Source organism: Haloarcula marismortui ATCC 43049, from assembly GCF_000011085.1.
Classification (GTDB): Archaea; Halobacteriota; Halobacteria; order Halobacteriales; family Haloarculaceae; genus Haloarcula; species Haloarcula marismortui.
The window spans coordinates 2,709,138-2,730,687 of sequence record NC_006396.1; the positions used below are offsets into that span (position 1 = coordinate 2,709,138).

At 65.9% G+C, this 21,550-nt stretch carries 21 protein-coding genes; 12 read left to right on the plus strand and 9 right to left on the minus strand.

Annotation, left to right across the window (positions count from 1 at the left end; genetic code table 11):
- Positions 1-154: 154 nt before the first annotated feature.
- The 4 genes from RR_RS17550 to RR_RS17565 form a co-directional block, all read right to left on the minus strand.
- Entirely contained in the window at positions 155-1,159 is a 1,005-nt protein-coding gene (locus RR_RS17550) for an ABC transporter permease (RefSeq protein WP_011224588.1), read from the minus strand.
- Positions 1,156-2,094 (minus strand): ABC transporter ATP-binding protein, encoded by a 939-nt coding sequence (locus RR_RS17555; protein WP_007189665.1) that lies wholly within the window; start codon positions 2,092-2,094, stop codon positions 1,156-1,158. Before RR_RS17555 ends, RR_RS17550 begins: the two co-directional genes overlap by 4 nt.
- A gap of 95 nt (positions 2,095-2,189) precedes the next feature.
- Positions 2,190-2,465: a hypothetical protein gene (locus RR_RS17560; protein WP_007189664.1), complete on the minus strand. Its 276-nt coding sequence runs from the start codon at positions 2,463-2,465 to the stop codon at positions 2,190-2,192.
- 57 nt (positions 2,466-2,522) lie between these two features.
- On the minus strand, positions 2,523-3,851 hold the full coding sequence (locus RR_RS17565) for a NosD domain-containing protein (RefSeq protein ID WP_011224589.1): 1,329 nt from the start codon (positions 3,849-3,851) through the stop codon (positions 2,523-2,525).
- 235 nt (positions 3,852-4,086) lie between these two features.
- On the opposite strand from RR_RS17565, the gene RR_RS17570 reads away from it, so the two are divergent.
- From RR_RS17570 to RR_RS17590, 5 genes are read left to right on the plus strand one after another with little or no spacing between them, the layout of a single operon-like run.
- Positions 4,087-6,873, plus strand: coding sequence for a transglutaminase TgpA family protein (locus tag RR_RS17570; protein ID WP_049939082.1), 2,787 nt, complete (start codon positions 4,087-4,089; stop codon positions 6,871-6,873).
- Positions 6,873-7,472: a DUF7269 family protein gene (locus tag RR_RS17575; protein ID WP_011224591.1), complete on the plus strand. Its 600-nt coding sequence runs from the start codon at positions 6,873-6,875 to the stop codon at positions 7,470-7,472. Before RR_RS17570 ends, RR_RS17575 begins: the two co-directional genes overlap by 1 nt.
- Before the next feature lie 2 nt (positions 7,473-7,474).
- On the plus strand, positions 7,475-8,863 hold the full coding sequence (locus RR_RS17580) for a DUF58 domain-containing protein (protein WP_011224592.1): 1,389 nt from the start codon (positions 7,475-7,477) through the stop codon (positions 8,861-8,863).
- A 2-nt stretch (positions 8,864-8,865) separates the two neighbouring features.
- Positions 8,866-10,479, plus strand: coding sequence for a DUF7519 family protein (locus RR_RS17585; protein WP_011224593.1), 1,614 nt, complete (start codon positions 8,866-8,868; stop codon positions 10,477-10,479).
- A 45-nt stretch (positions 10,480-10,524) separates the two neighbouring features.
- Positions 10,525-10,935 (plus strand): SHOCT domain-containing protein, encoded by a 411-nt coding sequence (locus RR_RS17590; protein ID WP_011224594.1) that lies wholly within the window; start codon positions 10,525-10,527, stop codon positions 10,933-10,935.
- A 4-nt stretch (positions 10,936-10,939) separates the two neighbouring features.
- On the opposite strand, the gene RR_RS17595 is transcribed toward RR_RS17590, so the two are convergent.
- Positions 10,940-11,893: an AAA family ATPase gene (locus RR_RS17595; protein ID WP_004964785.1), complete on the minus strand. Its 954-nt coding sequence runs from the start codon at positions 11,891-11,893 to the stop codon at positions 10,940-10,942.
- A gap of 143 nt (positions 11,894-12,036) precedes the next feature.
- On the opposite strand from RR_RS17595, the gene RR_RS17600 reads away from it, so the two are divergent.
- The 3 genes from RR_RS17600 to RR_RS17610 all read left to right on the plus strand — a co-directional run bounded on the left by RR_RS17600 (position 12,037) and on the right by RR_RS17610 (position 14,950).
- Positions 12,037-13,323 carry an O-acetylhomoserine aminocarboxypropyltransferase/cysteine synthase family protein gene (locus RR_RS17600; protein ID WP_004964783.1) on the plus strand — a complete coding sequence of 429 codons (1,287 nt, stop codon included), beginning with the start codon at positions 12,037-12,039 and terminating at the stop codon, positions 13,321-13,323.
- Positions 13,320-14,528, plus strand: a complete 1,209-nt coding sequence (gene metX, locus RR_RS17605) for a homoserine O-acetyltransferase MetX (protein ID WP_011224596.1) — start codon at positions 13,320-13,322, stop codon at positions 14,526-14,528. Before RR_RS17600 ends, metX begins: the two co-directional genes overlap by 4 nt.
- Positions 14,529-14,647: 119 nt before the next feature.
- Positions 14,648-14,950: a DUF7130 family rubredoxin-like protein gene (locus RR_RS17610; protein WP_004964778.1), complete on the plus strand. Its 303-nt coding sequence runs from the start codon at positions 14,648-14,650 to the stop codon at positions 14,948-14,950.
- A 24-nt stretch (positions 14,951-14,974) separates the two neighbouring features.
- Here RR_RS17610 and RR_RS17615 read toward each other — a convergent pair whose 3' ends face one another.
- Positions 14,975-15,532: a hypothetical protein gene (locus tag RR_RS17615; RefSeq protein ID WP_011224597.1), complete on the minus strand. Its 558-nt coding sequence runs from the start codon at positions 15,530-15,532 to the stop codon at positions 14,975-14,977.
- 89 nt (positions 15,533-15,621) lie between these two features.
- Here RR_RS17615 and RR_RS17620 point away from each other — a divergent pair, with 89 nt between their 5' ends.
- The 3 genes from RR_RS17620 (at position 15,622) to RR_RS17630 (ending at position 18,581) form a co-directional block, all read left to right on the plus strand.
- Positions 15,622-16,506: a ketopantoate reductase family protein gene (locus tag RR_RS17620; protein ID WP_011224598.1), complete on the plus strand. Its 885-nt coding sequence runs from the start codon at positions 15,622-15,624 to the stop codon at positions 16,504-16,506.
- Positions 16,507-16,648: 142 nt separating this feature from the next.
- Complete coding sequence (gene dgoD / locus RR_RS17625) at positions 16,649-17,824, plus strand: galactonate dehydratase (protein ID WP_011224599.1); 1,176 nt, start codon at positions 16,649-16,651, stop codon at positions 17,822-17,824.
- Between the two features lie 97 nt (positions 17,825-17,921).
- Positions 17,922-18,581, plus strand: a complete 660-nt coding sequence (locus RR_RS17630) for a DUF502 domain-containing protein (RefSeq protein ID WP_007189652.1) — start codon at positions 17,922-17,924, stop codon at positions 18,579-18,581.
- A 20-nt stretch (positions 18,582-18,601) separates the two neighbouring features.
- On the opposite strand, the gene RR_RS17635 is transcribed toward RR_RS17630, so the two are convergent.
- Entirely contained in the window at positions 18,602-19,534 is a 933-nt protein-coding gene (locus RR_RS17635; RefSeq protein WP_004964767.1) for a branched-chain amino acid transaminase, read from the minus strand.
- A 214-nt stretch (positions 19,535-19,748) separates the two neighbouring features.
- Here RR_RS17635 and RR_RS17640 point away from each other — a divergent pair, with 214 nt between their 5' ends.
- Complete coding sequence (locus RR_RS17640; RefSeq protein ID WP_011224601.1) at positions 19,749-19,979, plus strand: hypothetical protein; 231 nt, start codon at positions 19,749-19,751, stop codon at positions 19,977-19,979.
- Between the two features lie 136 nt (positions 19,980-20,115).
- On the opposite strand, the gene ribB is transcribed toward RR_RS17640, so the two are convergent.
- Both ribB and RR_RS17650 read right to left on the minus strand, forming a co-directional pair.
- Entirely contained in the window at positions 20,116-20,790 is a 675-nt protein-coding gene (ribB, locus tag RR_RS17645; RefSeq protein WP_011224602.1) for a 3,4-dihydroxy-2-butanone-4-phosphate synthase, read from the minus strand.
- Positions 20,777-21,475, minus strand: coding sequence for a DUF120 domain-containing protein (locus RR_RS17650; protein WP_049939083.1), 699 nt, complete (start codon positions 21,473-21,475; stop codon positions 20,777-20,779). The genes ribB and RR_RS17650 overlap by 14 nt, the downstream gene beginning before the upstream one ends.
- Positions 21,476-21,550 lie beyond the last annotated feature (75 nt).

Genomic DNA, 21,550 nt, shown 5'->3' on the forward strand with positions numbered 1-21,550 from the left:
CGCTATGGTACTTCCTGTCGGAGCCGTTGTGAACCAACACGCGTCCGGTCGCCGACGGCAGGCGACCGGTTTGGTACCCGTCGGACTGTTGCTATCGCCGTTCGTTATGGTTGCAAAAACGTCGCCGGAACGAGACCGCCGACAGCGACGACCGTTACAGGTCCTTGTTCTCGAAGACGTAGTAGCCGGCGACCAGCGGGACGACCAGCCACAGCAGGAGGTAGCCGATAACCGCGACAGTGCTGTACTGGGGCGGCAAGGCGGCGTTGGCACACTCGGCACCGGTCTGTGTTATTTCGAGTGTCCCACCTAGCATTTCCTCACACGTCACCTGCGGGTTCGACGTCAGGAGGAGCCGGGAGCGGATCGGCGTCCCCTGCAAGACCTCCTGGACGAGCGTGCGGTACGCCGCGATGGGGCTCAGGAGTGAAACGAACAGTTCGACGTGGAGCTGAGTCACCTGGCCAATGTTCGCGTGGTCCGATAGCAGGTTTCCGAGGCCTGCCCCGAGGTTCGACCAGAACACCTGCAGATAGACGTAAATCCCGAGCGACGCTGCCATCGCCCGGCGCGCGGTCTTCAGCGCCGCCGAGAGGCCGATCGCGAACGCCGTGAACACGACGCCGTACGCCATCGTGGCGAGCGCGAACAGCAGGAACGACTCCCACGCGATCTCGATCTCCGACGGGAGTATCACTAGCAGGGTCGTCAGGAGTCCGACTGTCACCGGGATGAGCGTGATGGCGCTCCGGCCGACGAACTTGCCGGCGAGCAGTTCACCGCGCGTGTACGGGAGCGACAGCAGTATCTTCAGGGAACCGCGCTCGCTCTCCCGGGCAATCGCCGCGTAGCCGATGACGATTGCCACAGCTGGGAGCAGCGGTGCCGCAATCGGCAGCGCAAAGCGGACGTACGCGTCTGTCGTCAGCGACGCCCCGGCTTCGGCGAACTGCTGGCCGATGTTGAAATACAGGCCCAGCACCGCCGGTAGCGCGAACAGCACGATGAAAATAAACGAGAGTACCCAGATCCACGGCGAGCGGACCGTGTCACGGAACTCCTTTTTGGAGATGGGGTACCAGTCGGCGAACTCGGAGTTCTTGATGCTCGTATCGATGTCTCCGAGGACGCGTTTGACGGGGTTTTGCTCGGCGCTCATACGTCGGCCTCCGGCCGGTCCTGTTCTTGCTGTTCGGTGTAGGCGGCGAACACCTCATCCAGCGAGGCCTCCTCGGTCTCGAAGTTGGCGACCTCGCTCCCGCTTTCCTCGACAGCGTTGAGGACGGCCATCTTCGCGTCGCTGTCACAGCCGATAGTGAGCGTCGTTCCATCCGCGGTCACCGTCGAGACCTCGTCGAGCCCTTCGATAGCCGCGACCGCGGCGTCGGTGCCGTCGCCGTCGGCCAGCGTCACGCGGAGGACGGTGTCCCCGGCGGCGGCCTCGCGCAGCCCGGCAACGCTGTCTTTCGCAATAAGGCGACCGTTCTGGAGGATTCCAACTGTGTCACAGACGGCCTCGACCTGACCGAGGATGTGACTGGAGAAGAAGACGGTCGCGCCGCGCTCGTTCTCCTCGCGGATGAGTTCCCGCATCAGCCGGGCCCCGTTCGGGTCCAGCCCGGTCGTCGGCTCGTCGAGGATAAGAAGGTCGGGCTCGCCGACGAGTGCCATCGCCAGCACGAGACGCTGTTGCATCCCCTTGGAGTAGCCGCCAGCCTTGCGGTCGATGGCATCGGCGATGCCGACCCGCTCGGCCAGTTCGTCGGGGTCTTCGTCGGCATCTTTCGATTCGATCACAAATGAGAGGTGCTGGCGGCCGGTGAGCCGGTCGTACACGTCGTAGCCTTCGGGGAGGACTCCAGTGCGGGCACGAATTCGCTTCGGTTCTTCGTGGATGTCGTGGCCGAGTACCGTCGCCGACCCGTCGGTCGCGCGGACGAAATCAAGGAGGATGTTAATCGTCGTCGACTTCCCGGCCCCGTTCGGGCCGAGGAAGCCGAAGATTTCGCCCTCCTCGACGGTGAGGTCGACCCCTTGCAGCGCGGTGAGACTCCCGAACTGCTTGGTGACGCCATCCAGTTCTATCGCTGCCATACGGCGGGTTTGTGACGGCCGCGTGTATAGTCTTTCGTGTTCCAGTTATCAATCAAAAAACTCGATAGACGGTCCCTAGCTGTCGAAGCGCTCGCTTACACTTCGGCGTCGGGGTCGTGGCGCTCGGCCATCCGTTGGGCCTCCGTGGCGTAGCGCTCCCGCGTCTCCTCGTCGGTTACGGGTTCGAGCTTGTCGACCTCGACATCCGTCGCTGCCGTAATCCGTTTCCGTCTGAGCAGATTCGGCGAGAGCTGCTTGGTCAGGTGGCGGTCGCCCTCTGGGGGCGCGTAGATGAGCGTCACCATGCGCTCGTCGCCGTAACTGGAGCGTTCGACCAGCCAGCACTGGACCGTCTCCTCGTCGTCGGTCATTGCTGTGTCGTTTGCGTGCCGGCGGTTTATATCTTACAACCCCCTCTCGAACCGCCGTCACCGGGTCACGTTCAGCCCTTGCTCAATGTCCGCGGTGAACTCCTCGTCGATGTCGACCGCAGTCCCGGCGTTCCGGACCGTATTCGTCGCGACCACGCCCGCGTTGCCCGACCGGAGTCGGATGCCGGCCGCTGAGGCGTTGCTGACCGTGTTGCCCGTGATGGTGAAACTGTACGGTCGCTCTGCACTCCGTGCGTCGGTGTTGTCCGCATCCGCTGGGACCGTTCGCGCAAGGATGCCAACCGGACAGCTGTCGACCTGATTACCCGAAATAGTGATGTCGGACGACCGGGCTTTGGGGGTCCCGGCTACCTCGTCCCGGAGGTGGGTCTCCTTGTACTCGATTTCGATGCCCGCCTCGCCGCCAGGGTCGGGTGCGAACTCCGTCAGGTCCTGACAGACGTTCCCGACAATGGTTCCGCGCTGGGCCGGCGAGCAGGCGATGAGGCTGTGGCCGCCATCGACGGTGACGTTACCGATGACGGCGAAGTTCGCGACGTTGTACGGCGCGATGTTATTGAACTTCACGCCGACGACGCGGTTCCCGGCGATGACCACATCGCTGGACTGCCGGAGGTCGCGGTCGCTGCCGGTCGGTGCGGCCCGGCTGGTGATACCGTACCAGTTCGGATTGACGACCTCGTTGTGCTCGACCGTCACGCCGGTACACCGCGTGAACGACAGCGCCATCTGGAAACCGTTCACTGTGTGGTTGCGAGCGATGTAGACGCCGTCGCACTGATCGGCCTGAATGGCTTGGTTGTTCAGCTGTGTCCCGTTGGCGTCGAGCTCGATGTCGGTGACGGCGACGTTGTCACCGCGCACGCGAACGAGGTCGTGGCCGGCCGGCAGCGGGTTCGACTGGGACTCGGACGGTGCGGGGTCCTTGCCCGTTCCCGTCTGTGACGCAACGAACCGGGTTCCCTGCTGTCCGGTCAGTGTGGTGTTGTCGCCCATCGTCGCCGGCTCGCCAAATCGGAAAGTATCGGCGCTCGCGATAACGGCCCCGCCGCTGTCCGGCACGTTGTCGAAGGCATACTGGAACGCCTCATCGGCAGTACCGCCGGTCGAGAACGCGACGCTGCCGCTGCCGTCAAGCACCAGATACTCCGTACCGTTGCCGTTCCCGTTCGACTGGCCGGCTCCCGTCGTGACGACGTACACTGCCCCTGTCCCCGATAGTCCAGCGCCCGTCTGTGCCTGCCCGGTTCCGCTGAACAGTCCGATGCCCGCTACGGCACCGATACTCGACAGAACGGACCGTCGTGACGCGCCCCAGTCCGACTGTCGCGACCCAGTACTAGCTCCATTTGTGTCAGCAGTCATTCAAGTATGGCTGCCCGGCCGTTCGCAATAACCGCTTATAATAGCGGTCTGAACCATACGTACCCGTCAATACCTGAACTGTCCGGGCCGACTGACGCCGACTAGTGAATCTCTGGGGTGCCAATTTGTTGGCGACGTGGTACTCCAGACGACAGAACGCGACACCCGCGCTCACTATCCCCACCGTTGACAGCAGATTTATGCCGACAGCGACGGGACAGTACGACAATCCGACGTGGGCTCCGACGACTCGCCGTTCGACGATGTATCGGCAGACCGGGACTACCTCCGTGTCCTCCTCACTGCCGTGTGTGTCGTTGCCGTGGTGTTGGCGACGGCGACGCTCCCGATTCTGGCACCCGGTGGGACACAGAGCCCGATGGAGTCTCTTATTCCGCTCCCGCAGGAGAACCCCTTCGGGGAGGCTGGGGGCACCTCGACCGGCGGCAGCGGCGGCCAACTCGGCGCGCTGAACCCGGGCAGCCAGACTGATGTTGGCGGCTCGCTCGATAGTGGCGACAGCGGCGACAGCCCGTATCAGTCACAGGACACGGAGCCGCATTTCACCGTCACGAGTTCGGAACCGGCGTACTGGCGGACTGGCGCATATGAAACCTACACCGGCACGGGCTGGGACGGGCAAGCGGACCCGCAGGCCTATCAGGGACCGATGGCGGTCGACGGGATGGCCGACTCGACGGTCGATTACGAGGTGCAACTGGCCAAGTCCGCCACGTCGCTGCCGACCGTCTGGCGGCCGAAATCGGTGTCCCGGGACGACGTGATGGTCACCGAGTACGGCGCGGTCACGTCCGAGCGACCGCTCCCTGCCGGAACGACCTACAGCGCGACCAGCGTGACACCCCCCGACGACCCAGAGGTGCTACGAACGAGTGGCCGCGACTACCCTGCGGACATCGAATCACGCTACACGGGCGTGCCGGCGTCAACCTCGGCGCAGGTGGGCCCGTTCACCGACCGGCTGACCGAAGACAGCGACTCGCCCTATCAGACCGCGGCGACCATCGAGCAGTGGCTAGAGGCGAACAAGAACTACTCGCTGAACGTCAGCCAGCCGCCTGAGGACGACGTGGCCTCGGAGTTCATCTTCCAGATGGACAAGGGGTACTGCGAGTACTTCGCCACGTCGATGGTGGTGATGCTGCGGAGTCAGGACATCCCGGCGCGCTACGTCGTCGGCTACTCGACTGGCGAGCGGACCGGCCAGAACCAGTACACTGTTCGCGGGATGAACGCCCACGCGTGGGTCGAGGTGTACTTCGAGGGCGTCGGCTGGGTGAAGTTTGACCCAACGCCGGGACAGGAGCGCCTTGCGTCCGAACAGCAGGCGATGCAAAACAGCAGTCAGGACTACAGCGCCGCGGAGTCCGGAAGCCCCGACGAGGAGTTCGCCGTCGGGACGCCGGCGGGCGAGCCACAGACCGAGACCCCGACCGACGGAGGTGGACAGGAGTCTGGCGGTGACGAAACTGAGGGCACTGAGACCGGTGCAGACGGGACCGGTGACAGCGACGGAACTGGCGACTCGGGCGACGGACAGACGGTCTCGCAGTCCGGTGAGTTCATCGTCGAACTCAATCGGACGGCGACGCCGGGCGCGGCGGTGGCCGCAACGGTAACCCGCGACGGCGCACCGGTCGAAGGCGCGACGGTCTCGTTCAACGGTGAGCCGGTCGGAACGACGGGGCCGGCCGGCACCGTTTCCGGGACGGTCCCCTACGAAGCCGAACTGACGATTACTGTCGATGTAGCCAGCGATGCGGACCCACTCATCGCTCCGTCGGTCCCGCGTGACAGCGCTCGTTCCTTCGCTATTACTGGCCCACAGGCCCAGCAGTCGACGAACGCGAGCTATGAACTGAACACGACTGCGTCGGTGAGCATCACCGGCGAACAGGTCACTGGTAGCGAGGTGACCGTTACCGCGACTGTCGACGGCGTGCCAGTGCGGGACGGTGATGTGCTGCTTGACGGTGAGCAGGTGGCGACGACGGACCGGCAGGGCCGCGCAACCGTCGCGCTCCCGACCAAGCCCGGAAACGTCTCTGTTGCCGTCGAGCGCGACGCTGTCAGCGGGAACACGACTGTGGTGCTTGCACGGCTTTCCGTAGCAACGTCGCCGTCGCTTCCGCTGGCCCTCCCCGTCGCTGGCCAGACGGTGAACGCGACGATGGACGGGGACCCGGTCACGAACGCCACCGTTACCGTCGGCGGGGAGCCGACAGCACGGACCGGCGCGGCCGGTCAGGCGACGGTCGGGATGCCGCTCGCGGCGAGTGCCAAAATTTCAGTTTCGAAATACGGCCAGACGGCCACGACGACGGTCGGTGGCCTACTCGTCAACGCCGCGGGCGTCGTGCTGAGTCTGGGTGTTCTCCTCGCCGGGACGGTCGTCGGCGCTCGACGGCGGAACGTCACGCCGGGGACGCTATGGGGCTGGGTTCGGGCCGCACGCGAACTCGCTGTCGGGGCGCTCGTCGGCGTTGCGGTGGTGGCCGATGACCTGCTGGGTCGCTTCCGAACGCGACTTGAACTCACTGCCGCGGCGCTCCGTGATCTGTTCACCGGCCACCGGTCGCCGGCAGCGTTGCTCGACGCGTTGCGAGCGTGGATTTCTGAACGCTTTGCAGCGGCCGAAGACGCAGCCAGCGATGCGGTGGCAGCTGTCTCTACGACTGAATCAAACGGGGACAACGGAACGCCCGCGGCTCGCGTCACCATCCGCGAGGCGTGGACGCGCTTCCTGACCCACGTTTCCCTCCGGCGGTACTGGACGCGGACACCCGGCGAAATCGCGACCCACGCCATCGAACGGGACGGCCTCCCGCCGGCCGCGGTACGGACGGTCCGGGACGCGTTCCGGGCGGTCGAGTACGGCCAGCGAGACCCACAGGAGCACGTGGCGGCCGTCGAGGACGCGATACGGCACATCGAGACGGCCGCCGGGCAACAGTCCAGCGCGACCGACGACACTGACGACGCGACGGAGGGGCGGCCCTGATGCGCCTGCGAACGGTCGTTTTCGGAACTGTGGGGCTGCTGGCGACCGGGGTCGCGGCCTCTCTCGTTTTCGCGCCGACGGCCGCCGGGGAGTCGCTTGTCGCCGTGCTCGGGAGTGTTGCCCCGACAACCATCCTCCTCGCTGGCAGTCTGACCGTCGGACTCTGTGCGGTCCTTGCCGGCTGGCTCGGTGGGCTTCTGGGCGGTGGCTCACCGACCGCCTTCGACGTGGCCGTCGACAGCCTGCCGGAAGACGTGACAGCGACGGAGAGTCGGCTGTTCGCTGCCGACATCGACGCGGCTATCGACGACGCCGTCGCTGGCGACGACGCGGCGATGGACACGGTTACCGAGCGACTCACCGCGGCAGCGACGACAGCCTATGCTATCGGAGCTGGTGTCTCACAGGCGTCCGCACAGCAGGCAGTTCGTGCGGGGACGTGGACCGACGACGCCGTCGCGGCGGCGATGCTGTCCCCGACGGAGCCACAGTCGCTGCTGGCCCGGCTCCGCCTGTGGCTCGACCCGGAGAGCGAGCGCCGCCGCCGCATCCGCCGGACGGTCGACGCTATCGCACAGGTGTCGGGAGGTGAGCGCTGACGATGCACCGCCGTGTGCGGCGCTGGAGCGGCGGCCTCGCAGCCGCGCTGTTTCTCGTTAGCGTCTCGCTTTTGACCGCCGAGCCGCTGTTGCTCGCGGCGACCGCAATCCCGCTCATTTACGTCGCCTACGGCGCGCTCTCGCGGATGCCGGCGGGAACCGATTTGCAAGCAACACGGTCCGTTTCTGACGCCCAGCCCACGCCGGGCGAGCCGGTCGCGGTCGAACTCACCCTCACGAACACCGGCAGCAGTTCGCTGACCGACGTGCGGGTCATCGACGGCGTGCCCGAGGAACTGCCAGTCGTCGAGGGGTCACCGCGGCTCTGTACCTCGCTGCGGCCCGACGAGAGCGCGACGCTGTCCTATGCCGTGATGGCAAAGCGCGGAACCTACACGTTCGACGCCGCCGCGGTGCGGGTGCGGACGCTGTCGGCCAGCGACGAGGTAACTGTCGACCTGCCCGTGGCCGGCGACGGGACGCTGACCTGCTCGAACACCGTCTCCGAAGTGCCGATGGCCGACGCCACGCTCCCGCGGGCGGGAACGCTCCCGACCGACACCGGTGGGAGCGGGCTCGAGTTCCACTCGACGCGGAGCTACCAGCCCGGCGACCCGGTCAACCGCATCGACTGGCGGCGGTACGCAAAGACCGACGAGCTGACCACCATCGACTATCGGGAGGAACAGGCCGTCAGGACGGTGCTGGTTGTCGACGCTCGCCCGCCGGCCCGCGTGACGCCAGAGCCGGGATTCCCGACAGGAGCGGAGCTGTCTGCCTACGCGGCCGAGCGCCTGTTCGACGCGCTCTCCCGAACTAGCGTCGTCGCGAGTGTCTGTGCTGTCGGCTTGGCCTCCGAGGATGTCCCCGGCGGACTCGGCCCCGACGGGCTGGCGTGGGTCGACGCCTCTGGCGGTCACGCGGCCGCCCACGCGAGACAGATATTCGACAGCGTGGGCCGCGCCGCGGCTCGGCAGTCAGACGCCGATTCGGCCGGTGACGCTGATGTGTCCGAGGACGACCAACCAGAGCAGCCCGGAGGCGAAGCTACGAGGGCGACGACGGCCGACGGTGGGACCATCGAGGACCCGGCCCTGCTCGCGGTGCTCGCTCGGCTCCCGCCGACCGCGCAGGTGGTCGTGTTCTCCCCGGCCGCCGGCGACTGGCCTGTCTCGCTGGTGTCGTCGCTTTCGGTCCGTGAGTACCCGACGACGCTCGTCAGCCCGTCGCTGGCCCGCGGGGACTCCCTCGGCGCGGCTGTCGCGAGTACCGAGCGCACCGCCCGGCTCCAGCGGGCCGAACTGTCCGGCGCGACCGTCATCGACTGGGACCTCGACAGCCCAATCGACGTGGCACTCCGCGCCTCGCTCGCCGACCTGTTCAGCGTGTAACAATGGACGACACAATCTCGCTTCCGACCCGGATGCCCTGGACCAGCCTCGCCACCGTCATCGGCGTGACGGCGCTGCTGGTCGCAGGACTGCTGGGAACCGTTTCCGCCGACCGGGCCGCGCTCGTCGGTGTGGCCACCGGTGTTTTGCTGGCACTGTCGCTGTGGCTGAGCGGCTGGGACCGCTGGCAGGCGGTTGGAACTGTTCTGGCCAGCGTCCTTGCGCTACCAGTTGCCGTCGGGCTTTCCCTCGCCACTGGCGGCACGGTCGTCTCGCTCGGTGCCGAACTGTTCCCCGTCACTTCCCAAGCTGGCGTCCGACCGGCGGTCGTCACGTTGCTGTCGCAAGTCATCGTCGTCCTTGGCTGTCTGACCGCCGTCTTCGGCGCGACCGCGGCCACCCGCGGCGTCGTCGACACCGAGCGGGTTGGGACCTACGGTGGCGTCGTCGTGCGGACAACCGCTGTTCCGTTCGCTGTTGCCCTCGTACTGTTCACGCGGGGGGCTGTCGATTTCTTGCAGTCCAACGCCGGAACGCCGGGCGTCCAGCAACTGACCGGCGAGGCCCTCACTCGGGTACTGGAACCGATTTTCGACCCGGTCCCCGGCCGAACGCATATCGCCATTTTCAGTCTGTTGCTCGCCCTTGCCGCCGCGGCGCTGGCCCGCGGACTCGACGCCTTGCCGCTTTCCGAACTCGTCCCGGAAACGAGCGACGCGCCCGATGTCGACAGGGCTGTCGCCGTCGTTGAGCGAACGTTTCGATGGACGGGCCGGCTCGCCCTGCTGGTCGCGCCGGTCGCCGGGCTGTTCGAACTGGGCCTCGGTCAGGCATCACTGGCCGGACTGCTCCCGGCTGGGCTGTACGACTTCATTGTCGCCGTCACGGTAGCGCCGGGCCTTCGTGGCCTCCTCTGGTGGCTGTTCCTCAGTGGGACAGTCGTCTCGGTGGCTGTCTGGTTCCTCCGGCGGACGGTCCAGAGTTCGGCCGACCGCGTGGGGACCGTCCTCGCGCCGTACGTTGGCGGCGGCGTCATCACGCTCGCCGTGGTGGCGGTCGCGGGGCCGGCAGTCGATGCCATCGAAACGGCGCTCCGGGCGACGCCGGCCGCGGCGGCCGTCGAACAGTTCTTCGTTCCAATACTGGACGTATACGGCCCCGAGACCGTCACACTGGCGCTGGCCGTCGTGGCGCTGTTTTCGCTCATCAGTGTCGCTGGACAGCTGTCGGTGGCGCTGGCGACGAATTATCTGCGAGAGCGGACGGCCGGCGTCACGCTCGCCGCGGCCGGCCTGTTCGGTGCGAGCGCCTTCGCTGCGACGCTTTCGACGCCGACGTGGCTGGTGCTTGCGGGCCTGGTCGGTGCCGTTGTCGTCTGGGACGCCGGGTCCTTCGGGACGACGCTGGGACACGAGGTCGGGAGCGGGGCCGCGACGCGCCGAACAGAACTCGTCCACACCGGCGGGACCGTCGCGGTGGGCGGCGTCGGCGCGGCGGCGACGGCGGGGCTGTCCGGTGTCGCCCGTGGCTCTATTGCTGTTGAGCCATCGGTCGCCGTAGCCGGCCTCGTGGTCTGTCTCGTCGCCGTGCTGGCACTGGTGGCCGCGATACGGTAGGACCGCACCGAACAATACATTGTGGTGTGGTGACAAGTCTGCAGTATGACCGACCGGTCCCCGCTGCGACGGGCCAGAGACAACGCGACGGAACTCGCCTCTCTGGCAGTCACCGGGTTCTGGCTCGTTGCCCTCGTGACGGGTCAGGAGTGGTGGCTCGCGGCGCTGCTCGTCGGCTACGTGGTGGTCGTCCCGCTGACGGAGTTGCTGTACGGCGATACGGACGAGGAGGCAGCAGATGCTGATGAAGTCGAGCCAGCGCTGTCAAGCGATGCTGACGACGAAACACCGCTGGAACGACTGCGCCGCCGGTACGCCGACGGGAAACTGACCGACGAACAGTTCGAGCGGAAACTGGAACGACTGCTCGAAACGGAGACGCTGGAAGATATTGAAGACAGCGCGGCGGTCCGAGAACAGGAGCGGGAGCGACAGCGCGAGACCGAGCGAACCTGAGCAGTTAGGGACTGACGGCCGGCACTTCGACGCGGTCCAGCACGTCGTCGACGACGGTTGCCGGGTCGACGCCGCGGACGCCCGCGTCGGCGGTCAGGACGAGTCGGTGGGCGAACGCCTCCTCGACAACAGTTTTCACGTCGTCTGGGACGGCGTAGTCGCGGCCGTCGAGGACCGCGGCGGCGCGGGTCGCCTCGAACAGCCGCTGAATCCCACGTGGGGAGACGCCGACATCCACGCGGTCGTCCTCGCGGGTGGCGCGGCCGAGTTCGACGACGTAGTCCCGGAGCGTGCCGTCGACGGTGACCGATTCGACAGTCCGCTGGAGCGCCGGCAGCCGCTCGCCGTCGATGACGCTGGTGACGCTTGGTGCCTGTGCGGTCCGGTCGGCCCGCCGGTCGATGAGTTCGCGTTCGCCGCCGAAGTCGGGATACCCCATCGAGGTCTTGACGATGAAGCGGTCCCGCTGGGCCTCGGGCAGGCCGAAGGTCCCCTCCTGTTCGACGGGGTTCTGCGTGGCGATAACAAAGAACGGCTCGGGCAGGTCGTGGGTCACGCCGTCGACGGTTACCTGCTTCTCGCCCATCGCTTCGAGCAGCGCGGCTTGCGTCTTGGGCGGTGCACGGTTGATTTCGTCGGCCAGCACGACGTTGGCGAAGACGGGGCCGGGCTGGAAGTCGAACTCGCCGGTGGCCTCGTTGAATACGTTCGAGCCGGTGATGTCGGACGGGAGCAGGTCCGGCGTGAACTGCACCCGTTTGAAGGAGAGGTCAAGCGCCGTCGCGAACGACTGGGCAGTGAGCGTCTTCCCCGTGCCCGGCACGTCTTCGAGCAGGACGTGCCCCCGGGCGAGAATCCCGGTCATGACGGTTTCGAGGAAGTGGTCGTCAGCGATGACGGCACTGCCGACGGCGTCGAGAATCTGTCGGCTGGTTCGTCCGGCAGTGTCGTGGTCCATACCGGCGTGTAGACAGCCACCGACAAATACCCTCTCCCTCGGTTTCGCTGGCGGGCGGCCCGATTCCATGACACCCATTCACAATAAGAGAGAATTGCCGTAACTATGAGTTATAGATAGCTAGAGATATATGCATACTGCACATGACCGACGACTACGGATTCGGGACGCGCTGTGTCCACGCCGGCCAGGAGGAGCCGGACCCGGCCACAGGGGCACGCGCGCCGCCCATCTATCAGACCTCGTCGTACGTCTTTGAGGACGCCGACACCGCGGCCGACCGGTACGCCCTGAATGACGACGGCAACGTCTACTCGCGGTTCGACAATCCCACCGTCCGGATGCTCGAAAACCGCATCGCCTCCCTCGAAAACGCCGTCGACGCCGTCGCAACGGGGTCAGGGATGGCTGCACTCGACGCCGGGACGTTCGTCCTCGCAGCCAACGGCGACAACATCGTGACGGCCTCCTCTATCTATGGTGGCACCCACTCGTATTACTCCAACACCGCCAGCCGCCGGGGCATCGAGACGCGATTCGTCGACACGCTCGACCCGGACGCCTACGCTGAGGCCATCGACGAGGACACGGCCTACGTCCACTTCGAGACTATCGGCAACCCGTCGCTGGTCGTCCCACCGATGGAGGAAATCGCCGAGGTAGCCCACGACCACGGTGTGCCCGTCTTCGTCGACAACACGTTCGGGACGCCGGCTCTGTGCAACCCGCTCGATCACGGCGTGGACCTCCTCTGGGAGTCGACGACGAAGTGGATTCACGGCTCCGGGACGACCGTCGGCGGCGTCCTCGTCGACGGCGGCTCGTTCCCCTGGGACGAGTACCCCGAGAAGTTCCCGGAACTGGGTGGCGAGAACGAGGCCTTCGGGAAGAACTTCTCCGAAGCCTTTGGCGACCGAGCCTTCTCTGTCGCCGCCCGCCAGCGCGCGCTCCGGTCGCTCGGCGACGGCCAGAAGCCGTTCGACGCCTGGGCGACCCTCCAAGGCGCGGAAACCCTCTCTCTGCGGATGGAACGCCACTGCGAGAATGCGATGGCTGTCGCCCGGCACCTCGAAGACCACCCCGAAGTTGCCTGGGTTACCTATCCCGGGCTGGAGAGCCACGAGACCCACGACCTGGCACAGCAGTACCTCTCCGGTGGGTTCGGCGGCATCGTCACGTTCGGGCTGGAAGCCGGCTACGATGCCGGTCGACGGTTCTGCGAGGAGACGGACCTCGCTCAGTTCCTTGCGAACATCGGCGATGCCAAGACGCTGGTCATCCACCCGGCTTCGACTACCCACGCCCAGCTCAGCGAGGCGGAACAGCGTGCCAGCGGCGTCACGCCGGACCTCCTCCGGTTCAGCGTCGGTATTGAGGACCCAGAAGACATCATCGCAGATATCGACGAGGCCATCGAACGAGTCACATGAACGTCGAACACAACACTGTCTCGCTTGGCGAGTTCGAGTTTGACTGCGGGGAAACGATTCCGGAGCTGGAAATCACCTACGAAGCCTACGGGGAGTTTGACGGCGACAACGCGGTGCTGGTCTGTCACGCGCTGACCGGCAGCGCCCACGTCGCCGGCCGCGACCGAGTCGACAGCGCCGATCAGGCCCGCGCCTGGTGGGACGATATCGTTGGGCCGGGCAAAGCCATCGACACCACGGAGTACTACGTCGTCTGTGCAAACGTACCGGGCTCGTGCTACGGGTCGACGGGACCGAAAAGCGAGAACCCGGAGACGGGCGAGCCCTACGGCACGGACTTCCCGCCGGTCACCGTCACGGACTGGACCGAGGCCCAGCGCGCCCTGCTTGACGAACTCGGGATTCCCCACCTCCACGCCGTCGTCGGCGGCAGCGTCGGTGGCATGAACGTCATCGAGTGGGCCAAACGCCACCCGGACCACGTCGACCGCATCGTTCCCATCGCCGCGGCCGCGCGACTGGACACGCAGTGCCTCTCGCTCGACGCCATCGCCCGCCGGGCCATCACGACCGACCCGAACTGGAAGCAGGGCCACTACTACGGCGAGGACGACGAGCCGCCAAGCGACGGCCTCGCGCTGGCCCGCCAACTGGGCCACGTGATGTACCTCTCGAAGGCGTCGATGGAGCGCCGCTTCGGCCGCCGCGCCGCCGGTCGGGACGCCGTCCGCACGTTCCCCACCGACGCCGCGGGCGCGTTCTTCCCGTACCGCGACGTGGAGTCGTATCTCGACTACAACGCCGAGAAGTTCACCGAGCGCTTCGACGCCAACAGCTACCTCTACCTGACGCGGGCGATGGACAACTACGACCTCGCCGCCGGGTTCGAGTCCGATGCGGACGCGCTGGCGGCCTTCGACGGCGACGCGCTGGTGATGTCCTTTACCGCCGACTGGCACTTCACCACCCAGCAGGCGGAGGCGCTAGCCGACTCGCTCCGGGCGGCCGACGCGAACGTCGCCCACCACGTCATCGACTCCGACCACGGCCACGACGCGTTCCTCGTCGAACCAGACAACGTTGGGCCGCCGCTCGCGGACTTCCTTGACGCGGGCGTCGACGGTAACGCCGTCACCGACTCCGTTGTCGAGGATAGTCAGGAGAGCAATTTCGCACCCGTCCACAACAGCCTGTTCTCGCAGTAGCGACGCGGGCGTATCATCCGGTGACCGGCAGGTTCGCTCTCCCTCGGTTCGGTTCATCAATCATGTATGTCCTGTTTCACGATAGCATTTAACACATCTCGGGACGACTGTTCCTACGTATGGCTGACATGACCACGAACATCGAAAGCGAGGAGTATTCGTTCGGCCAGACGGTGTACGACGAGGACGGGGACGCACTCGGGACCATCCGCGGGTTCGACGAACACGGCTTCTACGTCACGGTCGAGGACGGCATTGAGTCCATGTCGAGCGAGCATCTCAGCGCCGGGGCCGCGGGCGAGGCCGAACTGATGTGGCGCTGCTGGGAATGCGGTGAGATGGGCAAGATCGAGGATATTCCCGACGAATGTCCGTCCTGCAACGCGCCCAAGGAGGACATCTACTACTGGCAGGAGGACTGAGGCGACGCCCGCGTGACAGGCCGTTTACGCCCGTTCGAACCGCTCGGCGTCGACCGCCCCGACGGCTTCCTGCACTGTCTCGACGGCTGACGCCGGAAGCGAGAACCGCAGCGTCGTCCAGTCCCGTTCGAGAATCGCGCGTCCGTCGTCGTCGTAGATGGCCACGTACACCAGTGTCCCCCCGTAGACTTGTGCCAGCGCATCGAACGTTTCTGCCGTGACCGGCACTGTTCCGGTCGTGTGGGTGTCCGTTGCCGAAACAGTGGTGTGGCCCGCAATCGTCTCGACAGCGAACCGTTCCGCACCGGGGTTGTCCCGTCGCCCCAACCCGAGATGGACGAATGCTTCTGCCGGTGTTCGTGGTGACGCGTCCAGCACGGCCGCGAGCAGGTCCAGCCCGACCGGTTCGTCCGGGTCGGATAGCTCGAACCGCTGTGTGGTCTCGTCCTGTGGCCAGGTCGGACCCGGTTCGACGCCGCCACCGATGCCCTCCCACGCCGTGACGATTGTCTCGGTCAGCCGGTCGATACCGATCTCGTCGATGGCCCGAACTACCGCCTCGGCGTCGTCGGAGTCGCTCATGGCCGCTCGTTCGTCGCTCGCGGTCAAGTGCGTGCTGATTCCGGCACGTCGGTGATGGGTTTTTGTCTGGGCCGTCCCTGCCCGTCGGTATGGATATCGTCGTCGTCGGGGCCGGGAGCCTCGGCAGCCTCGTCGGTGGCCTGCTCGCTCGTGAACACGACGTGACGCTTGTCGGTCGCGAGCCACACGTGAGTCAGGTCACTGAGCGTGGCCTTTCGGTCGTCGGAGCCGAGGAGTTTCGGGTCCACCCGAACGCACAGACGGCGATGCCGGAACGTGCCGACCTCGCGCTGGTGACGGTCAAGGCATACGACACCGCTACCGTTGCAGCGGACCTTGCCGACTGTACGCTTGATGCCTGTCTTTCGCTACAGAACGGGATGGGCAACGAATCGCAGTTAGCCGCTGTACTCGATTGTTCGGTGCTGGCGGGGACATGCTCCTATGGGGCACGCCTTCGAGAACCGGGCACTGTGGCGTTCACCGGCCGCGGCGAGGTCGTACTGGGAGAGCGCAACGGCGGTCAGTCTGCGGTCGCTGACAGCGTCGGGGCTGCCTTCCGCGCGGCCGGTATCGAGACGACCGTCGCAGCGGACATGCCGACCCGCCTCTGGGAGAAACTCGCGGTCAACGCCGGCATCAACGCCGTGACGGCGCTCGCCCGCGTGGAGAACGGCGCGCTAGCCGACTCGCCGGCCGACGCCATCGCCGCGGACGCGGCCCGCGAGACGGCCGCTGTCGCCCGGGAGCAGGGCATCGACCTCCCCGACGAGCGTGCGGTGTCGCTCGTCGAGCGTGTGGTCGACGACACCGCCGCCAACCATTCGTCGATGTATCAGGATATCTCGGCCGGTCAGCAAACCGAAATAGATGCCATCAACGGCTATGTCGCCGAGACTGCGACCGAGCGGGTCCCGGTCAACGAGACGCTTGCCGGGCTCGTCCGTACGTGGGAGCGACACCGCGAGCGGTAGGTTCTGGAATCACACAACGACTATATACACGTCTCCTATGTGTGTCTCACATGACTCCACAGACCGACGGAGCGCGGCTCGACGCGCCGCGTAGTGCTCCCAGCGGGACTGCTTCGTGTACTACAGCGAGGGGACCACTGGCATGACAGCGGACGACGCGGCCGGGAACCGCACCGTCGACTACGAACTGTTCGAGGTCCCGCCGCGCTGGCTCTTCCTTCGGCTAGAGACGGCCGATGGAACCGTCGGCTGGGGCGAACCCGTCGTCGAGGGTCGAGCACACACCGTGCGTGCGGCCGTCGAGGAACTGCTCGACAGCTATCTCATCGGAGAGAACCCGGAGAACATCCAGGACCACTGGCAGGCGATGTACCGCGGCGGCTTCTACCGCGGCGGCCCGGTCCTGATGTCCGCCATCGCCGGCATCGACCAGGCGCTGTGGGATATCAAAGGGAAGCAACTCGGTGCGCCGGTCCACCAGCTTCTGGGCGGCCAGGCCCGGGACCGGATTCGGGTGTACCAGTGGATCGGCGGCGACGAGCCCTCCGACGTAGCCAGCGCCGCTCAGGAGCAGGTCGACGCCGGGTTCACGGCGCTGAAGATGAACGCAACGCCCGAAATCGAGCGCGTCGACAACCCGGCCACGGTCGAGGCCGCCGCGACGCGACTCCGGGAGGTCAGGGAGGCCGTCGGTCCCGAGGTCGACATCGGCGTCGACTTCCACGGTCGCGTCACGAAGCCGATGGGCAAGCGGCTCGCGTCCGCGCTGGAGCCCTATGAGCCGATGTTCATCGAGGAACCGGTGTTGCCCGAACACAACGACGCGCTGCCGGCGCTTGCGGCCCACACCGAGATTCCGATTGCGACCGGCGAACGGATGTACTCGCGGTGGGACTACAAGGAAGTGTTCGAGGACGGGGCCGTCGACGTGATACAGCCGGACCTCTCTCACGCCGGCGGCATCACCGAGGTGTACAAGATCGCGTCGATGGCCGAGGCCTACGACGTGGCGATGGCCCCCCACTGCCCGCTCGGCCCGGTCGCCTTGGCGTCGTGTGTTCAGGTCGACGCCTGCTCGCCCAACGCGCTCATTCAGGAACAGAGCATCGACATCCACTACAACGAGACGACCGACGTGCTGGACTACCTCGCCGACCCGTCCGTGTTCGACTACGAGGACGGGTTCGTCACCGTGCCCACGGACCCCGGCCTCGGAATCGAGATTGACGAGGCGTTCCTCCGGGAGCAGTCCCAGCAAGAGGTCGACTGGCACAACCCCGTCTGGCGACACGACGACGGCAGCGTCGCCGAGTGGTAGTCCGGCGGGAATCTCCCCTTTCCCTCGGCAGCGACTGTGTCAGTGATGGGACACAGCAAAGGAAAGGGCTCATATCCCGCGCCCGATACGTATCTGTATGGCCTCCTCAACGTCGTGGAAGCGCGATTTCGCGAGCGGCCTCATCATCCTGTTGCCCCTTCTGGTGACGATTTACGTTATCCTCTATCTCTACTCAATCCTTGCGTCGGCGGCGGTTATCCCGGCGATTGACGGCGAACTGCTAGCGGCGCTCGGACTCCCCTCGGGTACCTCGTCTGTTGAACTTGCCCGGGTGTTTACGACGCTGATTATCTTCATCCTCATCGTGTTCTCCATCGGCTATCTGATGCGGACAGCCTTCGGCGATATCGTCGAACGCGCAATCGACGACGCGATGAACCACGTGCCGGGCCTCCGGGTGGTGTACAACGCCTCGAAGATGGCGGTCGAAACGGCTGTCGGGGGAACCGAAGACCTTCAGGCGCCGGTGAAACTCGAAGTGTGGGACGGGATGCGGATGACGGCGTTCAAAACGGGACAGACCACCGACGACGGCCGTGAGGTACTCTTCCTGCCGACGGCGCCGAACATCACGACCGGCTACGTCGTCGAGGTCGAACCGCACCGCTACGAGGAAATCGATGAACGCGTCGAAGAAGCGCTGACGCGCATCCTTAGCGCCGGATTCGGCGACACGGACCGTAGTAACGCGACGCCGATTCCGGTCGCCGACGAGGACGACCTCGCGGACGACTAATAGCGCCGCTCAGTGCGCTCTCAGACGTAGTGGAACCACTCTTCGCGGTCGCCGCTCTCGATCACGTCGAAGAAGGCCGACTGAAGCTCGTCAGTGACTGGCCCCTTCGTCCCCTCGCCGATCTCGTTGTCGTCGACGCTCCGAATGGGCGTGACCTCAGCCGCGGTACCGGTAAAGAACAGTTCGTCGGCGGTGTACAGCTCACCGCGAGAGATAGTCGCTTCCTCGTGGACGGTGTAGCCCATCTCTTCGGCGAGCGTGATCGCGGTGTTGCGGGTGATGCCTTCGAGGATGCTCTCGGCTAGCCCGGGCGTGTAGATTTCGCCGTCCCGGACCATGAAGATGTTCTCGCCCGGCCCCTCGGCGACGTTGCCCTCCTTGTTCAGGACGATGGCCTCGGTGTAGCCGTTCCGGCGGGCCTCCTCGCCGGCGAGCATGCTGTTGACGTACAGCCCCGTGGTCTTGATGTTGGTCGGAATCTGGCTGGAGGCGTGCTTACGCCAGGACGACACCATCACGTCGACGCCCTCTTCCAGCGCTTCCTCGCCCAGATACGCGCCCCACGGCCACGCTGCGATAGTGGTCTTCGTCGGGCAGTCTTTCGGGCTCACGCCGAGCGAGTCGAAGCCGTAGTAGACGATGGGGCGGATGTAACACGACTCGAACCCTTCCGTCTCGATGAGTTCCGTCGTCGCCTCGGTGAGTTCGTCTTTGCTGAACTCGATGTCGAGGTCGTAGGGTTTCGCGGACTTGTACAGGCGGTCCAGATGTTCCTCCCAGCGGAAGATGGCCGGTCCTTGTTCAGTGTCGTAACAGCGAACGCCCTCGAAAACGCCGGTCCCGTAGTGCAGCGCGTGTGTGAGAACGTGCGTCTGTGCGTCTTCGAAGTCGACGAACTCGCCGTCCATCCAGATCCGGTCGGTCCCCTCGAACATCTCCGGGCGGTCGCTCATCGCACGACCCCTCCGGTGAGCTGACAGTCGCGGTGCCCGCGGGTGGTGCCTCCTGCTGTCTCGTCGTGTGTCATATCTACCCCATTGATTCCCGTGGTTAAGAGTGTTGACGATACCCCCGCGGGTCAGGGTCGCGTTGTCTCGTACGGCCAGTACGGAGCACTGCCCCGGCGAGCACAAACGCTTTAGTGGAATCTGGCCGTCCGCACCGCACATGTCCTTCCTGAAGCGGTCGCTCCACCGCAGCGTCGCTGTCCTGTTGCTTCCGCTGGGCCTGCTCCTGATTCAGACCGAGGTCATCACGCGAAATCTCTCCGGTGTCGTCGAATCACCGGTGCCCGGGCTCTCTCGGGCCGTGGGTATCGCTTTGTTCACTGGAGCGACGCTGTACCTCGTCGCCAGCGGTCTCAGACAACTTGCAGCGGCGGCGGATACTCCCCTCTGACTCGCAAACTGGTCCAGTCCCGTGATTGCTGGAAATAAACACTGGCTGTCTTCTTCCCACACTGTCGGACGTTGCTCTCTCAATAATTCTGCGGCACGGAGTGGCGACTACTCTGTCTCAGCTACAGCCACCAGTATCAGTCGAACCGCTCTAGCAGGCTGGCACCTTCGACGTACACGAGGCCCTCGCGCTCGGCGTAGGCCCGTGCCGCTGCCGGGGGGAGCGCTGCTCCCGTCTCATCGTCCAGCATCTCACAGACGACAGCGGCTTCGGGCTGGTCGGCTGCGGCCGCGAGCGCGAGCGCAAGTTCGGTATGGCCTTCGCGGTCAGCGAGGCCGTCCGGGGCCGCCCGGAGAAGGTGAACGTGGCCCGGTGACCGGAAGGCATCGCTGAACGCGTCCGGGTCTGGGTCCGCCGCGACGGCGGCCAGTTCCTGAATCGTCAGCGAGCGGTCGTCGTCGGTGATGCCGGTAAAGGTATCGCGGTGATTCACCGTCAGCGAGAACGAGGAGCGCTCGTCGTAGGCGAGGTCGTGGTCGGCCGCCGTCGGGTGGCTGAGGACCTCCTGCATGAAGGGGAGCTCTAGCGCCTCGGCAACGCGGTCCGAGAGCGCGACGCAAACGAGGCCCCCGGCGTCGTTGCGCATCCGGGCGACGGCATCGGGGCTGACGGCCCCGGCCGGGTAGACGAGGTCGGTCTCACCTTCGCGGTCGGCGGCGTCGTGGATCAGCACCGGCTCGCCGCGGGCGAAGGCGGCGACGGCGTCGGCCACGCTGTCGGCGTCAACGGCGGTTTCCTCACTCCGAGACATGCACGATCACCTCGTCACCGTCGGCCAGTTCCAGTACCTCGCGGAGCTTCTCGGGCGCGATTACTTCGAGTTGCTCCTCGCCGTGGTGGGTCCGCTCGGGGGCGATGACGTGGGCCGGCTCGTACTCGCTGTCGCTCCCTTCTATCGAGGCGGGGTAGCAGTACGCGGGACCGTACGTCCGCTCGTCGTCCTCCCAGCCCTCGATGGTGACGGGCTCGATGGCGCTCATCCGCGCTCGCTTGCGAACACTCTCGGCCGTGAGTTCGAGATTGAGAGTGCCTGCAAAAGGCTCGTACCCAAGCCGTTCGATGAACTGTTCCATGTAGCCCGGGAGCGTGATGTAGTGGCGACCCTCGCCCATCCCCGAGGTAACGACCCCGGTCAGGTCGACGCTGGCGTCGGATTCGAAGATCCGTCGGTAGTCAGCGTATTCGGACTGGAGGCGGCGCTCACCGTCGCCAGTCAGCTCCACCTCCTGCCCGTCGCTGACGATGTCCCGGGCCAGCAGTCCGGCGTCTTCGAGCCGCTGGAGCCGCCGCGAGGCGGTCTGGTTCGAGGCGTCCAGCCGTTCGGCGAGATCGGCACAGGACACTTTCGTCGACTCATCGAGCGCACCGTCGAGGGCGAGCAGTTTCAGCGTCGCCAGCTCGTCCCGACCGACGCCCTGTCCCGTTGATTCAGCCATGCGCTGCAGTAGGGATTCCCGCCGGATAAGCATACCGAAGGTGGAATGCATTCCACTTTTGGAACGGAGAGAAAC

Excerpts from the sequence above, each read along its gene's own strand:
- RR_RS17620 (WP_011224598.1), top strand. The coding sequence starts at position 15,622 with ATGGATATCGTCGTCGTCGGGGCCGGGAGCCTCGGCAGCCTCGTCGGT.
- RR_RS17610 (WP_004964778.1), top strand. The coding sequence starts at position 14,648 with ATGGCTGACATGACCACGAACATCGAAAGCGAGGAGTATTCGTTCGGC.
- RR_RS17595 (WP_004964785.1), bottom strand. The coding sequence starts at position 11,893 with ATGGACCACGACACTGCCGGACGAACCAGCCGACAGATTCTCGACGCC.
- RR_RS17630 (WP_007189652.1), top strand. The coding sequence starts at position 17,922 with ATGGCCTCCTCAACGTCGTGGAAGCGCGATTTCGCGAGCGGCCTCATC.
- RR_RS17600 (WP_004964783.1), top strand. The coding sequence starts at position 12,037 with ATGACCGACGACTACGGATTCGGGACGCGCTGTGTCCACGCCGGCCAG.
- dgoD (WP_011224599.1), top strand. The coding sequence starts at position 16,649 with ATGACAGCGGACGACGCGGCCGGGAACCGCACCGTCGACTACGAACTG.
- RR_RS17585 (WP_011224593.1), top strand. The coding sequence starts at position 8,866 with ATGGACGACACAATCTCGCTTCCGACCCGGATGCCCTGGACCAGCCTC.
- RR_RS17550 (WP_011224588.1), bottom strand. The coding sequence starts at position 1,159 with ATGAGCGCCGAGCAAAACCCCGTCAAACGCGTCCTCGGAGACATCGAT.
- RR_RS17590 (WP_011224594.1), top strand. The coding sequence starts at position 10,525 with ATGACCGACCGGTCCCCGCTGCGACGGGCCAGAGACAACGCGACGGAA.
- RR_RS17555 (WP_007189665.1), bottom strand. The coding sequence starts at position 2,094 with ATGGCAGCGATAGAACTGGATGGCGTCACCAAGCAGTTCGGGAGTCTC.
- ribB (WP_011224602.1), bottom strand. The coding sequence starts at position 20,790 with ATGTCTCGGAGTGAGGAAACCGCCGTTGACGCCGACAGCGTGGCCGAC.
- RR_RS17635 (WP_004964767.1), bottom strand. The coding sequence starts at position 19,534 with ATGAGCGACCGCCCGGAGATGTTCGAGGGGACCGACCGGATCTGGATG.
- metX (WP_011224596.1), top strand. The coding sequence starts at position 13,320 with ATGAACGTCGAACACAACACTGTCTCGCTTGGCGAGTTCGAGTTTGAC.
- RR_RS17650 (WP_049939083.1), bottom strand. The coding sequence starts at position 21,475 with ATGGCTGAATCAACGGGACAGGGCGTCGGTCGGGACGAGCTGGCGACG.
- RR_RS17565 (WP_011224589.1), bottom strand. The coding sequence starts at position 3,851 with ATGACTGCTGACACAAATGGAGCTAGTACTGGGTCGCGACAGTCGGAC.
- RR_RS17615 (WP_011224597.1), bottom strand. The coding sequence starts at position 15,532 with ATGAGCGACTCCGACGACGCCGAGGCGGTAGTTCGGGCCATCGACGAG.
- RR_RS17640 (WP_011224601.1), top strand. The coding sequence starts at position 19,749 with ATGTCCTTCCTGAAGCGGTCGCTCCACCGCAGCGTCGCTGTCCTGTTG.
- RR_RS17575 (WP_011224591.1), top strand. The coding sequence starts at position 6,873 with ATGCGCCTGCGAACGGTCGTTTTCGGAACTGTGGGGCTGCTGGCGACC.
- RR_RS17560 (WP_007189664.1), bottom strand. The coding sequence starts at position 2,465 with ATGACCGACGACGAGGAGACGGTCCAGTGCTGGCTGGTCGAACGCTCC.
- RR_RS17580 (WP_011224592.1), top strand. The coding sequence starts at position 7,475 with ATGCACCGCCGTGTGCGGCGCTGGAGCGGCGGCCTCGCAGCCGCGCTG.